General features: G+C 65.6%; 11 protein-coding genes. 4 read left to right on the top strand and 7 right to left on the bottom strand.

Annotated elements, in window-relative coordinates; all coding sequences use genetic code 11:
* Positions 1-333: 333 nt before the first annotated feature.
* The 7 genes from BLEFHOIH_RS25070 to BLEFHOIH_RS25095 form a co-directional block, all read right to left on the bottom strand.
* Positions 334-1,761, bottom strand: coding sequence for a M20 family metallopeptidase (locus BLEFHOIH_RS25070; RefSeq protein WP_088348795.1), 1,428 nt, complete (start codon positions 1,759-1,761; stop codon positions 334-336).
* A gap of 148 nt (positions 1,762-1,909) precedes the next feature.
* Positions 1,910-2,257, bottom strand: coding sequence for a hypothetical protein (locus BLEFHOIH_RS26460; protein ID WP_125461887.1), 348 nt, complete (start codon positions 2,255-2,257; stop codon positions 1,910-1,912).
* A 181-nt stretch (positions 2,258-2,438) separates the two neighbouring features.
* The gene (locus BLEFHOIH_RS25075; protein WP_210191716.1) at positions 2,439-3,434 is read right to left on the bottom strand and encodes an oligopeptide/dipeptide ABC transporter ATP-binding protein; all 996 of its coding nucleotides are present in this window, start codon (positions 3,432-3,434) and stop codon (positions 2,439-2,441) included.
* Complete coding sequence (locus BLEFHOIH_RS25080) at positions 3,431-4,423, bottom strand: ABC transporter ATP-binding protein (RefSeq protein WP_088348797.1); 993 nt, start codon at positions 4,421-4,423, stop codon at positions 3,431-3,433. Before BLEFHOIH_RS25080 ends, BLEFHOIH_RS25075 begins: the two co-directional genes overlap by 4 nt.
* Entirely contained in the window at positions 4,420-5,349 is a 930-nt protein-coding gene (locus BLEFHOIH_RS25085; protein ID WP_088348798.1) for an ABC transporter permease, read from the bottom strand. Before BLEFHOIH_RS25085 ends, BLEFHOIH_RS25080 begins: the two co-directional genes overlap by 4 nt.
* Entirely contained in the window at positions 5,346-6,323 is a 978-nt protein-coding gene (locus BLEFHOIH_RS25090; RefSeq protein ID WP_088348799.1) for an ABC transporter permease, read from the bottom strand. The genes BLEFHOIH_RS25085 and BLEFHOIH_RS25090 overlap by 4 nt, the downstream gene beginning before the upstream one ends.
* 23 nt (positions 6,324-6,346) lie before the next feature.
* On the bottom strand, positions 6,347-7,963 hold the full coding sequence (locus BLEFHOIH_RS25095) for an ABC transporter substrate-binding protein (protein ID WP_088348800.1): 1,617 nt from the start codon (positions 7,961-7,963) through the stop codon (positions 6,347-6,349).
* Between the two features lie 362 nt (positions 7,964-8,325).
* Here BLEFHOIH_RS25095 and BLEFHOIH_RS25100 point away from each other — a divergent pair, with 362 nt between their 5' ends.
* The 4 genes from BLEFHOIH_RS25100 (at position 8,326) to BLEFHOIH_RS25115 (ending at position 14,624) form a co-directional block, all read left to right on the top strand.
* Positions 8,326-9,189, top strand: a complete 864-nt coding sequence (locus BLEFHOIH_RS25100) for an outer membrane beta-barrel protein (RefSeq protein ID WP_170937372.1) — start codon at positions 8,326-8,328, stop codon at positions 9,187-9,189.
* A gap of 202 nt (positions 9,190-9,391) precedes the next feature.
* Positions 9,392-10,474: an efflux RND transporter periplasmic adaptor subunit gene (locus tag BLEFHOIH_RS25105; protein ID WP_088348802.1), complete on the top strand. Its 1,083-nt coding sequence runs from the start codon at positions 9,392-9,394 to the stop codon at positions 10,472-10,474.
* Positions 10,471-11,550 carry an efflux RND transporter periplasmic adaptor subunit gene (locus tag BLEFHOIH_RS25110; protein ID WP_088348803.1) on the top strand — a complete coding sequence of 360 codons (1,080 nt, stop codon included), beginning with the start codon at positions 10,471-10,473 and terminating at the stop codon, positions 11,548-11,550. The genes BLEFHOIH_RS25105 and BLEFHOIH_RS25110 overlap by 4 nt, the downstream gene beginning before the upstream one ends.
* Complete coding sequence (locus tag BLEFHOIH_RS25115) at positions 11,547-14,624, top strand: efflux RND transporter permease subunit (RefSeq protein WP_088348804.1); 3,078 nt, start codon at positions 11,547-11,549, stop codon at positions 14,622-14,624. Before BLEFHOIH_RS25110 ends, BLEFHOIH_RS25115 begins: the two co-directional genes overlap by 4 nt.
* Positions 14,625-14,943: the final 319 nt, after the last annotated feature.

A 14,943-nucleotide genomic window follows, 5' to 3' on the forward strand; every position in this document is an offset into this window, starting at 1 on the left:
TGGCGGAACCGATGGCACCGTGCTTGCGGCGAGGCGAGTAGGCCCCGGCTCTGACGGCCGGGGCGACGGAGTTAAGATTGTAAAGTTCTCCAAAGGGAGACGGCACTTGGCAGCGGATCGGTCTAAACCGACCCGCTGACACGGATATGCGCGCAGCCCTCCACCATCCGTAGCCGGACTCCCTCTCCCTTGGGAGAGGGCGGGGGTGAGGGGTTCGTGAGTCAGCCGAGAGGCACCAACCCCTCACCCGGCGTGCTGACGCACGCCACCCTCTCCCCTTGGAGAGGGTTGGGCTGCGGCGCGGCGCAGTTCGTCCACCTCAATAACCTTCCCCTACGCCGCTGCGGGACGCGGCTGCAGCGGGGGCTGCACCTCGGCGGGGATCGGCGAGACATACGGGTGGCGCGCGGTGCGCTTGGCCAGATCGGCCTTGCTGCGGGCGATCAGCTCCGGGTCGGCGAGCGCATCGACCGCCACGCCCGCCATCGCCTTGGCCGCGTAAATCAGCCCCTTATGCGCGGCGCCGGCCTTGCCCTGGGCGGTGATCTGCCAGGAATGGCCCGGCGTGCCGATGGCGTGCGTGGCGACGCGCGCCTGCACGGTCGGCACCACCCAGCTCACATCACCGACATCGGTCGAGCCGATCATCGGCTCGCCCTTCACCTCGAGCGGCACGACGAGATCGCAGAGCGGCGTGTCGCTCGTCTGCGGTACGCCCGCACGCAGGTAGGAGGCCTCGATGTCCTGCTCGCTCAGCGTCGCGCGGATCTTGGCGGCAAACTCGCGGTCGGCGGCGTCGAAGGGCACCGGGCCGAGGCGCATCAGATTCTGATACATGGCCTCCTCGAGCGGCGTGTTGCCGAGCAGGTTCGAAACCGCGCTCAGCACCTTGATCTCGACCTGCGTGCCGGTCATCAGCGCCGCGCCCCGGGCGACGTCGCGCACCCGCTCGTTCAGCGCACGCATGCCGACGACATCGCGCGAGCGCACGGCATAGCGCACGGTCGCCTTGGCCTGCACCACGTTCGGCGCGACGCCGCCGGCATCGATCATGGCGTAATGGATGCGGCTGTCGGCGGGGACGTGCTCGCGCAGATAGTTGACGCCGACATTCATCAGCTCGACCGCGTCGAGCGCGCTGCGGCCGAGATGCGGCGCGGCGGCGGCGTGCGAGGCGCGGCCGGTGAAGGTGAAATCCATGCGCGTATTTGCAAGCGACAGCGCCTCGTCGACCTTGGTCATGGCGGCGGGGTGCCAGGTGATGGCGATGTCGACATCCTTGAAGGCGCCTTCGCGCACCATGAAGGCCTTCGCCGCGCCGCCCTCTTCGGCCGGGCAGCCGTAATAGCGCACGCGGCCGGGCTGGCCGGTGGCGGCGAGATAGTCCTTCAGCGCGGTGGCGGCGAGCAGCGCGGCCGAGCCGAGCATGTTGTGGCCGCAGCCATGGCCGTTGCCGTTGCCGGGCAGCGGGCGGTGCTCGGCGATATTGGCCTCCTGGCTGAGGCCGGGCAGAGCGTCATATTCGCCGAGGATGGCGATCACCGGGCCGCCGGAGCCGGCCTCGCCCATGACGGCGGTCGGGATGCCGCAATAGTTTTCCGTGACCTCAAAGCCTTGCTCCTTGAGCATGGCGGTGTGCTCGGCGACCGACTTGAACTCGGTATAGGCGATTTCCGGCATCCCCCAGACGCGGTCGCTGAGGTCGAGAAAGCCTTGCCGCTTGGCGTCGACCAGATCCCAGATTTGCTCGGTATTCTTCATGGCATGCACCTCTTATGCTGACGGATCAATGGCGCGGTTAGCGCGCGTGGGTGAGGCGGTAAGTGCCCCTACCCACAATTCCAACCTTTGCTCGCCACGAATTTGACCCTTTCCCTACATTCATCACAGATCTACGTAACGCAGCTTATTATTTTCTAACAAATATTACTCCAACAATTTTGTCAGAGACATCTAAGTATATTACAAGTAGAGTGTCTTTTTTAGAAAAAGCAAAGTTTTTAATCTCAGTTTCTGGGGAAATTGAAGATAGATGCGATAGTAGATCTTCGCTACCAAGAACTGCGATGCCTGCATCTCGGGCATGTGCCACCCGGATCATCAACTCTGCTCTTAATGCGAAGCTTTCGTATTTGCCGCCGGATGGTTGGGAAATTCGTTGGAAATGCCCGTCCAGAAGCTGGGGGACTAAGGGCTTCAACCATGGCGCATCGTCCGAAAAGCTCGAGAGTAAGTTAAAAAGATGCGGAGTATCCATCTGCTTTGCCTTCGGGAGGCCCGAGTTCCTGTTCGAGGGGGGCTTTCCCTCCGCGTCGCCGCGAATTGCGGATCGGCCAATGGGGTCTCGGCTTGACCTGATGGCCGTCTGGGACGACGAGGAAGGAAACGCCAGAAATTTGGATGGAAACGATAACGAGAGGTCGGGCCGCGCTCATGCATCAGGCCGCGTCGTTCAGATGGCAGGCGGATTTGCGGCCGGGCGCGATCTGCTTCAGGGCGGGGCGCTCGATGCGGCAGCGCGCGAAGGCGTGCGGGCAGCGCGGGTGGAAATGGCAGCCGGGCGGCGGCTTCATCGGCGAGGGGATCTCGCCCTCGATGGTGGTGAAGCGGCGCTTGGCCGTCGAGATCACCGGACGCTCGGAGAGCAGCGCCTGCGTATAGGGATGGTTTGCGCCGGTGAAAATCGCCTCGGTCGCGCCCTCCTCGACGATGCGGCCGAGATACATGATGGCGACGCGGTCGGAAATGTGCTCGACGACGCCGAGATCGTGGCTGATGAAGAGATAGGTGAGGTCGTAAGCCTCGCGCAGGCGCATGAACAGGTTGAGGACCTGCGCCTGGATCGACACATCGAGCGCGGCCACCGCCTCGTCGCAGACGAGGAAATCGGGCCTGACCGCCAGGGCGCGGGCGATGCCGATGCGCTGGCGCTGGCCGCCGGAGAATTGATGCGGATAGCGGCGGCGCATGGCCGGGTCGAGGCCGACGCGGTGCAGCATCTCCTCGACATAGGCGCCGCGCTGGCGCCGGCTGACGAGGCCGTGTACCTGCGGCGCCTCGCCGACGATGGTCTCGACGCGCATCCGGGGATTGAGCGAGGACATCGGGTCCTGGAAGATCATCTGCACTTTCAGCGCGGCCTCGCGCGCGGCCTTGCCCTTCAGCGCCGCCATATCGTCGCCTCGGAAGCGGATGGCGCCTTCGGTCGGCGTCATCAGCCCGGCGACCATGCGGCCGAGCGTCGATTTCCCGCAGCCGGATTCGCCGACGAGGCCGAGCACTTCGCGCGGCTTGATGGTGAGGTCCACCTGCTCGACCGCATGCACGGTCTGCTTTTCGATGCCCGCGCCGAGCGCCTTGGCGATGCGTTCGGCGGTGTCGAGTTCGCGCACGAAGCGTTTCGAGACGCCGGCAATGTCGATGATCGGCGTCACGCGGGCACCTCCGAGCGGATTTCGGCGAGATGCGGGTGGAAGCAGCGCGCCCACTGGCCGGGGCGGTGCTCGGCGGCCTGCGGCGGCGTCAGGCAAGCGCCGTCGCCGCGCGCGCAGCGGGGGCGGAAGGCGCAGCCCTTGGGCAGGTTGAGGATGGACGGCGCCATGCCGGCGATCTGCCGCAGCGGCACGCCGCGCTTGTTGCGGCTCGGCACGCTGTCGATCAGGCCGCGCGTATAGGGATGGAGCGGCGCCTCGATCAGCGCGGCGGTCCGGCCCTGCTCGACGATGCGGCCGGCATACATCACCGCGATGCGGTCGGCCAGCGCCGAGACGACGGCGAGGTCGTGGCTGATCCAGATCAGGGCGGTGCCGGTGCCGGCGCAGAGCTTTTGCACTTCGGCGAGGATTTGCGCCTGGATGGTGACGTCGAGCGCGGTGGTCGGCTCGTCGGCGATGATGAGGTCGGGCTCGTGCAGGAAGGCGATGGCGATGGCGACGCGCTGGCGCATGCCGCCGGAGAAATGATGCGGATAGCTCGCCAGCCGCTCGTCCGGCGAGGCGATGCCGACCATGGCCAGCACCTCGCGGCAGCGCTCCAGCGCCGCCGAGCGCGACAGGCTGGTATGCGCCTGCACCGCCTCGATCATCTGGGTGTCGATGCGCAGCACCGGGTTCAGCGTCATCATCGGGTCCTGGAAGATCATCGCGATGCGCTTGCCGCGGATGGCGCGCAGATGTTCGGCATCGAGGCTCGCCAGATCCTCGCCGTTCAGCAGGATGCGGCCCGAGACGATGCGGCCAGGCGCATCGACCAGACGCAGGATCGAGAAGCCGGTGACCGACTTGCCGGAGCCCGATTCACCGACGAGGCCGAGAATCTCGCCGCGCGAGAGGGTGAAGCTGACATCGTCGACGGCCTTGGCGACGCCGTTGCGGGTGAAGAAATGCGTGGCCAGGTTCTCGACCTGGAGCAGGGGCGCGGTCATCGTTGCAGCCGTGGATTGAGGACGTCGCGCAGCCGGTCGCCGACGAGGTTGACGCCGACGATGATGAGCAGCAGCGCCATGCCGGGGAACACCGCGACCCAGTAGCGGCCCGACAGCAGATAGTCGTAGCCGTTGGAGATCAGCAGGCCGAGCGAGGGTTCGGTGATCGGCACGCCGACGCCGAGGAAGGAGAGCGTCGCCTCCAGCGAAATCGCATGGGCGATCTGGACGGTCGCGACCACGATCAGCGGCGGCAGGCAATTGGGCAGCAGGTGCCGCGCCATGATCCGGCGGTGCGAAAGGGCGAGGCACTGCGCGGCGGCGATATAGTCCTTGCGGTTCTCGACCAACGCCGAGGCGCGCACGACGCGCGCATAATAGGCCCATTGCGACAAGACCAGCGCCATGATGACCTTGTCGACGCCGCGCCCGAGCACGGCCAGCAGGATCAGCGCGATCAGGATCGACGGGAAGCCGAGCTGGAGATCGACGACGCGCATGATGATGGTTTCGGTGATGCGGCCGAAATAGGCGGCGATGATGCCCATCGCCATGCCGATCGCCAGTGCGATCAGCGTTGCAAGGCCCGCGACGTAGAGGCTGATGCGCAGCCCGTAAAGAATGGCGGAGAGCATGTCGCGGCCCTGCTCGTCGGTGCCGAGCCAGTAGACCTTGCCGGAGGGGCTTTCGGCGCCCGGCGCGAGGCCGCCGTCGAGAATGTCGAGCCCGGCGAGGTCGTAAGGGTTCTGCGGCGCGATCCAGGGCGCGGCGAGCGCGGCGAAGGCGGTCAGCAACACCAGGATCAGGCCGACGAAAGCCAGCCGGTCCTCGAACAGGGCAGTCAGCACCTCCCGCAGCGAGCCGCGCGGCTTGGCATCGAGGACCGCTTCCTCCAGCGTGACGGTTTCGAGGGCGGTGTCGCTCATGCCGTCATGTCCTTGAGGCTGATGCGCGGATCGAGCACCGCATAGAGGATGTCGACGACGAGGTTGATCATCACGATCAGGAACACCGTCAGCATCAGGTAGGCGACGATCACGGGGCGGTCGAGCAGGTTGATCGAGTCGATCAAGAGCTTGCCCATGCCGGGCCAGGAGAAGACGGTCTCGGTGACGATGCCGAAGGCGATCATCGAGGCAAGTTCCAGTCCGAGGATGGTGGTGATCGGGATCATGATGGTTTTCAGGATGTGCATCAGCACGATGCGCCGCTCGGACAGGCCCTTGGCGCGGGCGAATTTGACGTAGTCCTGCAGCGCCACTTCCCGCGTCGCGGCCCGCGCGAGCCGGATCACCAGCGACATCTTGAACAGCGCCAGATTAAGCGCCGGCAGGATCAGGTGGGCGAGGCCGTCGGCGGTGAAGACGCTGAGCTCGACGCCGAGCACGCTGACCATCGTCCCGCGCCCGCCCGCCGGCAGCCAGCCGAGAATGACGGCGAAGACCAGGATCAGCATCATGCCCTGCCAGAAATTGGGCAGCGAGAAGCCCAGGATCGAGCCCGCCATGATCGACCGGCCCGCCGCCGTGTCGGGCTTCAACCCGGCTATGACGCCGAGCGGCACCCCGAACAGCACCGACAGCGCCAGCGCCACGAAGGCCAGTTCCAGCGTCGCCGGAAGCCGCTGCAGGATCAGCGTCAGCGCCGGCGTGCCGTAGACGAAGGATTTGCCGAGATCGCCATGCAGCACATTGCCGACATAGATCGTGAACTGCTCCCAGAGCGGCTTGTCGAGGCCGAGGCGCTGGACGGCGGCCTCCATGTCGAGCTGCGTCGCTTCCGGACTGATCAGGATGTCGACGGGATTGCCGAGGGCATAGACGCCGACGAAAACGATGACGGCCATCGCCACGATAGCGAGAACGCTCTGTCCCAAGCGGCGGAGCATATAGACCAGCATGGCGCGCCTCCGGGCCGCTCGCCCTATTTCGCCGCGCCGCCCGCCTCTTTCACGGCGAAGGCCAGCGTATACTGATCCGTGCGCGGCTTATAGTCGATATCCTTCTTGAAGGCCCAGGCCGTCACCTCGAAATGCAGCGGCAGGATGCCGTGATCGTCGAGGACCACGGTCTGCGCCTGACGCAGCAGGTCGGCGCGCTTATCGTCGTCGATGGTGCTGAGGGCCTGGCTCAGCAGCGCGTCCATCTTGGGATTGGAATAGCGCCCGGCATTGGTGCCGCCGCGGCCGGTGGCTTTGTCGAAGGTCGCGACCAGCGTCACCAGCGGCGAGGAGGTGTCGCCCGTCGAGGCGCTCCAGCCGGAAAGGTAGAAGGGATATTCCTGCTTGTTGCGCCGGGTGAAGAACTGGCTGGCGGTCGAGGTGTCGACCTTCACCTTGATATTGATGCGCGCCAGCATCTGCGCCACGGCCTGCGCGATCTTCTCGTCATTGACATAGCGGTCGTTCGGCGTGCCGAGCGTGATCTCGAAGCCGTCGGGATAGCCGGCCTCGACCATCAGCTTCTTGGCGCCGTCGGGATCGTAGGCTTCCGGCTCGCGGCCGAGCGTGCCGAACATCGGCGCCGGCAGCAGCTCGCCCGCCGCCTGCGCCATGCCGCCCATGATGCGCTCGACGATGCCCTTGCGGTTGATGGCCTTGGACATGGCGGCGCGCACGCGCGCATCGAGCAGCGGGTTCTTGCCGCCCGGCGCGATGACGTTCGGGGCGTCGCCTTCCTGGTCCATATGCAGATAGATGAGGCGATTCGACAGGCCCTGGGCGACGGTCAGCCCGGCCTTGCGGATGCGCTCGATATCCTGCACCGGCGGGTTCTCGATCATGTCGACGTCGCCCGCGAGCAAGGCGGCCACGCGCGGCGCGTCGCTGGTGATGGGGCGCAGCGTGACCTTGGTCCAGACCGGCTTTTCGCCCCAATAGCCCGGATTGGGCTCCAGCACGATGCGGTCGCCGCGCGTATAGCTGACGAGCTTGTAGGGGCCGGTGCCGACCGCGACTTCAGGCTTGTTGAAGTCGGCGGATTGCGGCGGCGTGCCGATATTGTCGCAACCTTCCGGCTTGAAGGTGACGGGGCCGGTGACGCCGTTCACCGCGGCGGAGAGGATGGCGATCTGGCTCATCTCGACCGGGAAGAGCGGATCGGGCGAGACGGTTTTGATGAGCAGCGAATGATCGCTCTCCGCCGTCATGGCGGCGATGATGCGGGTATAGCTGGTGAACGGCGACGGGCTGTCCTTGACCAGCGGCACGCGGCAGACCGAATAGATCATGTCGCGGGCGGTGAAATCGGCGCCGTTGGAGAACTTTACGCCCTCGCGCAGCGTGAAGCGCCAGTTCGTATCGTCCACCGCTTCCCATTTGGTGGCGAGGCTCGGCTTCAATTTCTGCTGCTCGTCCTGCGCCACCAGCGATTCAAAGATGTTCTGCCGGATCTGATTGTTGGGGGTGAGCTGGTGAAAATGCGGATCGATCGATGACGCCTCGGCGGACAGGCCGATGGTCAGATCCTTGGCCGGCGCCGCGGTCGCGGCAAAGGCGGCGAAAGCAGCAGTGAGTGCGATCGTCTTGGCGTGAAGGGTCATCGTCGGTCCTTGTGCGTGGTGAAGGATCTGCGGCGCCTAGCTGGATGATGTGTGGCTGAGGGGAGAGGCTACTATGCGTTGCGCTCAAATTCAAAGAAGAACGTTGTGCGTCGCTGTCGCAGCATGGGTCGGGCGGGAAATGCAAAATGCATTGTCGTGATAAGCGCTTAGGCGGCGGCGATCACGTCCCCGCCGATGTGACAACCCGGCGTCCACCCACAGGCCGTTAAGAAATAGTCTTTGTTCAAGGGGCGAGGTTCCGCCTGTCTTTAAACTCGTATGTAATGGCCTCATGGGGCGATGGCGCGCGAGGGGTGCGTCGTCGTGTTGGGTATCGGGGCCCGGCTTGGGGGGAGTTCTGTATGCGCAAAGTTGCGTTTGCCGCCGCGTTTGCGGCGTGCTTTGGGGTGTCCGGGTTCGCGTCTGCGGCCGATCTGTCGCTGAAAGATACGCCTGAGCCGCAGCCGAATTACGAGCTGTCGCCGCTCTGGGCGGGCCTTCACATTGGTGCCCATGTCGGCGGCGGCTGGGGCAATAGCGACGTCACGGATACGTTTATCTACAAGGCCGATCCGACCGGCAATAACAGCTTTGACACCACCGGCGTTCTGGCGGGCGTGCAGCTTGGATACAATTTTCAACGCGGCAATTTCGTCTACGGCGTTGAGGGCGATCTCGGCTGGATGAACCTGTCCGGCGACGAGACGTTTGACTTGCCGAACCCCACTAAAGGCACGTCAAAATATGAACGCGACCGTGATATCACGGGCAATTATTCGCTGTCCGGCGGCTTCTACGGTGACCTGACCGCTCGCCTTGGCTATGCCACCGAAAATTCGCTGCTCTACGTCAAGGGCGGCGCGGCGTTTCTGAATGCCGATTTCGAACGGCATTATGAGGGGCAAAACTGCAGTACGATCCGTACCTGCGGTGGTTCGAGGCAAACATCCAAATTCGACTTCGACGACAGCGATACGATGCTGGGTTGGACCATTGGCGTCGGCGCAGAATACAAACTGACGCAGGCGCTATCGCTGAAGCTGGAGTACCAGCATTTCGATTTCGGCAGCCAGTCCTATGATTATAAGGACACAGTGGGATTTGATTGCGGCGGTGGCAGATGCGCCTCCGAATTGTCCGGAACCGTCGAGACCGATTTGACGGTCGATGCCGTGACGGTCGGCCTGAACTATCAGCTTGGCGGTTTTGACGACGAGCTGAAATAAGCTCCACCGCTCGCCGACCGCATTCGACGCGACCGCCGGCCCTGCCGCGGTCGCGTTTTGTTTTTCGTGCCTGCGCACCGTTTCGACGGAAAATTCACCTAAAAAGCCGAGAATCGACCCGAACCCCCCGAGCGCCGCTAACCATTTTGCGGTAAGTAGTGATCCTGGGCGATCTGCCTCTCGGCTGAACGGGTGGTGCGCGATGATGAACGGCTTGCGCTGGGGCGGTCTCTGCCTCCTCGCGCTGAGCATTTCGGCTTGTGACGACGGCGACGGCCGGCCGGTGGCGCAGCCGCGCCCGGTCCGCGTCGAGGAGGTCAAGCTGCAGGAATACGCGCCGGTGGTTTCGCTGACGGGCGAAATCCGGGCGCGCATCCAGACCGACCTGGCCTTCCGGATCAGCGGCCGGGTCAGCGAGCGGCTGGTCGATGTCGGCGATCATGTCACCGCCGATCAGGTGCTGGCCAAGCTCGAGCCGCGCGAGCAGGAGGCGGACCTGGAAGCCGCCAATGCGGCGGTGACGGCGGCGGAGGCGCAATTGGCGCAGGCCAAAGCGGCCTTCGAGCGGCAGCAGGGCCTCATCCAGCGCGGCTACACCACCCGCCCCACCTACGATCAGGCGGAAGCCGCCCTGCGCACCGCCGAGGGCACGCTCGCCTCCGCCAAGGCCCAGGCCGAGACGGCCAAGGAGCTGCTCTCCTACACGGTGCTGCGGGCGGGCGCGCCCGGCATCATCACGGCGCGCAATATCGAAGTCGGGCAGGTGGCGCAGGCGGCGCAGCCAGCCTTCACCCTCGCCGAGGACGGGCCGCGCGACGCCGTCTTCGCCGTGCATGAATCGATTTTTTCGCGGCAGCCTTCGAGCGGCGGCATCGAGTTGAGCCTTGTCGGCGATCCGGCCGTGAAGACCATCGGACAGGTCCGCGAGATTGCGCCGACCGTCGACACCAAGACCGGCACGGTGCGGGTCAAGATCGGCCTCGACTCGCCGCCCCCGGCGATGACGCTCGGCAGCGCGGTGACCGGCGTCGGGCGCTCGAAGCCGCAGCCCTCCTTCATCGTGCCCTGGAGCGCGCTCACCGCCGATGCCGGCCGCCCGGCGGTCTGGCTGGTCGATCCCGCCACCAAGACCGTCAGCCTGCAGACGGTCGAGATCGAGGCCTATCAGTCCAACGCCTTCGTCGTGCGCAGCGGGCTGAAGACCGGCGATCTGGTCGTCGTCGATGGCGGCAAGCTGCTGCGGCCCGGCCAGACCGTCGCCATCGTCAGCGAGGCCCGTCAATGAAGCGCGCCGCCGCCATGCTGCCGGTCGTCGCCGGCCTAATCGCCCTGTCCGCCTGCAAGGACACGGCGAAAGCGCCGCCCGATCCGGTGCGCCCGGTCTATTCGGTCGTCGTCGCGCCGGAGCCGCGCCGCAGCCTCACCCTCGCCGGTACCATCGAGCCGCAATTCAAGACCGACCTCTCCTTCCGCGTGCTCGGCCGCATCATCGCCCGCCCCGTCGACGTCGCCGACCTCGTCAAGAAAGGGCAGGTGCTCGCCGCCATCGATCCGACCGCGCTGGAATTGGCGGTGCGCGCGGCGGTCGCGGACCTGTCGAACGCCCAGGCGCAGCTCGTCAACGCCTTCGGCACCGAGGACCGGCAGCGGCAATTGCTCGAGACCAACGTCACCTCCAAGGCGACCTACGAGGCGGCGCAGCAGGCGCTCGCCGCCGCGCAATCGAACGTCGTGCGCGCCCAGGCCAATCTGACCAAAGCGCGCGAACAGCTCGGCTATGCCCAGCTCGCCTCCGATTTCGACGGCGTCGTCACCGCGACCCCGGCGGAGATCGGGCAGGTGGTCTCGCCCGGCCAGCCGGTGGTGACGGTCGCCCGGCCGGAAGTGCGCGAGGCCGTCATCGACGTACCGGACGCGCTGGTCGGCCCCATCAAGATCGGCATGCCTTTCGAAGTCGCCTTCCAGCTCGATCCCGCGATCAGGGTGCCGGGCAAGGTGCGCGAGATCGCCCCGCAGGCCGACGCCATCACCCGCACGCGCCGGGTCAAGATCACGCTGCAGAACCCGCCCGCCGTCTTCCGCATCGGCACCACGGTGACGGCCAGCGCCACCACTGACGCCGCGCCGACCCTGCGCCTGCCGCAATCGGCCATCCTCGACAAGGACGGCAAGAGTTTTGTCTGGATCGTCGATCCCAAGACCCATGCCGTCTCGCCGCGCGAAGTGCGCCTCGGAGCCGTGACGCCGCCGCTCGTCACTATCCTGTCGGGCGTTGAGCCCGGCGACCGCGTGGTGACGGCCGGCGTGCACAGCCTGACCGACGGCGAGACCGTCAAGATCGATCAGGGAGATCTCCGGTGAACGGTTTCAACCTGTCGGAATGGGCGCTCAGCCACCGCTCGCTGGTCTGGTATTTCATGGCGGTGTTCCTGATCGCGGGCCTCGCCTCCTATTTCAGCCTCGGGCGCCAGGAAGACCCCGATTTCACCATCAAGACCATGGTGATCCAGGCGCAATGGCCCGGCGCCTCCGCCGAGGAGACCACGCGGCAGGTCACCGACCGCATCGAGAAGAAGCTGGAGGAGCTGGAATCGCTCGATTACACCCGCAGCATCACGACCAGCGGGCAGACCATCATTTTCGTCAATCTGCTGCCGACCACCAAGGCGCGCGACGTGCAGCCGACCTGGGTGCGCATTCGCAATATGATCCAGGATATTTCCAGCCAGTTCCCGGCCGGCGTCCAGGGGCCGTTCTTCAACGACCGCTTCGGCGACGTCTACGGCAATATCTACGCCTTCACCGGCGACGGGCTGACCCAGCGGCAATTGCGCGACCGCATCGAGGATGTGCGGGCGCGGGTGCTGACCGTGCGCAATGTCGGCCGTGTCGACATTATCGGCGCGCAGGACGAGGTGATCTTCCTGGAATTCTCCACCCGCCAGATCGCCGCGCTCGGCCTCGACATCTCCGCCATCCTCGCGACCCTGCGTGCCCAGAACGCCGTCACCCCCTCGGGCGAATTGCAGGCGGGGCCGGAGCGGATCAGCATCCGCGTCGGCGGCCAGTTCACGTCGGAGGAAAGCCTCCGGGCGATCAATCTCCGGATCAACGACCGCTTCTTCCCGCTGACCGACGTCGCCACCATCACGCGCGGCTATGCCGATCCGCCGACCGCCTTGTTCCGCTTCAAGGGCCAGCCCGCCATCGGCCTCGCCATCGGCATGAAGCCCGGCGCCAACCTGCTCGAATTCGGCGACGCGCTGAAGGCCGAGATGGACCGGCTGGTCAGCGATCTGCCCATCGGCATCGGCGTGCACCTCGTCTCCGACCAACCGCTGATCGTCGAACATGCCGTGGGCGAGTTCACCAGGGCGCTGTTCGAGGCGGTCGCCATCGTCCTCGCCATCAGCTTCATCAGCCTCGGCCTGCGGGCCGGGCTCGTCGTCGCCATTTCGATCCCGCTGGTGCTGGCCATCACCTTCCTGGTGATGGCCTATCTCGACATCTCCCTGCAGCGCATCTCGCTCGGCGCGCTCATCATCGCGCTCGGCCTCTTGGTCGATGACGCCATGATCGCGGTCGAGATGATGGTCGCCCGGCTCGAGGTCGGCGACACGCTGCACAAGGCGGCGACCTATGTCTACACCTCGACCGCCTTTCCGATGCTGACCGGCACGCTCGTCACCGTCGCCGGCTTCGTGCCGATCGGTCTCAATAACAGCGCGGCGGGTGAGTTCACCTTCACCCTGTTCGTCGTCATCGCCGTGTCGCTGATCGTCTCCTGGGTCGTCGCGGTGCTGTTCACGCCGCTGCTCGGCGTCACCATCCTGCCCGAAGCGCTGAAGCATCACGGCGAGCAGAAGGGCCGTTTCGGTGCCGCTTTCGCCTGGCTGCTCGGCGTCTGCATGCGCTGGCGCTGGATCACCATCGGGGTGACGCTCGCCGCCTTTGCCCTGTCGCTGGTCGGCATGGGCTTCGTGCAGCAGCAATTCTTCCCCGCCTCCGACCGCACCGAGCTGATCGTCGACTGGAACCTGCCGCAGAGCAGCTCCATCGCCGAGACCAACGCGCAGATGGAGCGGTTCGAGCGCGAGGCGCTGGCGGGCAATCCGGATATCGACCATTGGTCGACCTATGTCGGCCGGGGCGCGCCACGCTTCGTGCTCTCCTTCGACGTGCAGCCCGCCGACGTCACCTTCGGCCAGGTCGTCATCGTCACCAAGGACCTCGCCGTGCGCGACAAGGTGCGCTGGCAGTTGCAGGACTATCTGACCAAAACCTTCGTCGGCACCGACGCCTTCGTGCATCTGCTCGACATCGGACCGCCGGTCGGCCGTCCGGTGCAATACCGCGTCAGCGGCCCCGATGTGCCGACCGTGCGGACGCTCGCCCAGCAACTGGCGGGCATCGTCGGCAAGAACCCGCATCTGGGCGACCTGACCTTCGACTGGATGGAGCCGGCCCGCGTCGTCAAGGTCGACGTGCTGCAGGACAAGGCGCGCCAGCTCGGCGTCACCTCCGAGGACATCGCCACGGCGCTGAACGGCATCGTCGACGGCACGGCGGTGACCCAGGTGCGTGACAGCATCTATCTCATCAATGTCATCGCCCGTGCCAAATCCACCGAGCGCGGTTCCATCGAGACGCTGCAGAATCTGCAATTGCCGGGCACGAATGGCCAATCCGTCCCGCTCGCCGCCATCGCGACCTTCCATTATGACATCGAGCAGCCGCTGATCTGGCGCCGCACGAGGCTGCCGACCATCACCATCAAAGCCAGCATCCTCGACTCCGTCCAGCCCGCGACGGTGGTCAGCCAGCTTCAGCCGCAGGTGGACGCCTTCATCGCCAAGCTGCCCGCCGGCTTTGGCGTCGCGGTCGGCGGCAGCGTGGAGGAAAGCGCCAAGGCGCAAGGGCCGATCATCGCCGTGCTGCCCCTGATGCTGTTCATCATGGCGACCGTGCTGATGATCCAGTTGCAGAGTTTCAGCCGCCTGTTCCTGGTTTTCGCGGTGGCGCCGCTGGCGCTGATCGGCGTCGTCGCGGCCCTGCTGCCGAGCGGGTCGCCGCTGGGCTTCGTCGCCATTCTCGGCGTCTTGGCGCTGATCGGCATCCTGATCCGCAATTCGGTGATCCTGATCGTGCAGATCGAGCATTTGCGCGAGGAGGGCCGCCCGCCCTGGGAGGCCGTGCTGGAGGCGACCGAGCACCGTATGCGCCCGATCCTTTTGACGGCGGCGGCGGCAAGCTTGGCGCTGATCCCGATCGCGCGCGAGATTTTCTGGGGACCGATGGCCTATGCGATGATGGGCGGCATCATCGTCGGCACCATCCTGACGCTGCTGTTCCTGCCCGCGCTCTATGTGGCGTGGTTCGGTATCAAGCCGGAAGGGGCGAAGGAGGCCGGGGCAGAGCCCACTGCATCGTCCTAGGCCAGCGCGAGATCCGTTCAAACGAACGAGCCCGAAATCCCCGCGAGGCCGGGAATCCAGTATTTACAAACTCGGTATGTCGGCACTGCCTCGCCGCGGTTGCTGCGGGGTACTGGAACCCCGCCTTCGCAAAAAATGACAATGTTGTTGGTGGCCTTAAGAGGCAAATGCCACCTCCTGGACGGCGCCTCGACGGCCTCGCGGCCGACCCCGGCTCGATCCAATCCGCAGCCAAATTCCCGCTCCCATGGAAGACCTTTGCAAAACTTCGATTCCTTCGCCCCGGCCGTTAGAGCCGGGGCCCACTCGCCTCTCCACT

Origin of the sequence: Rhodomicrobium sp. R_RK_3 (genome assembly GCF_002198715.1) — a bacterium.
Lineage (GTDB): Bacteria > Pseudomonadota > Alphaproteobacteria > Rhizobiales > Rhodomicrobiaceae > R-RK-3.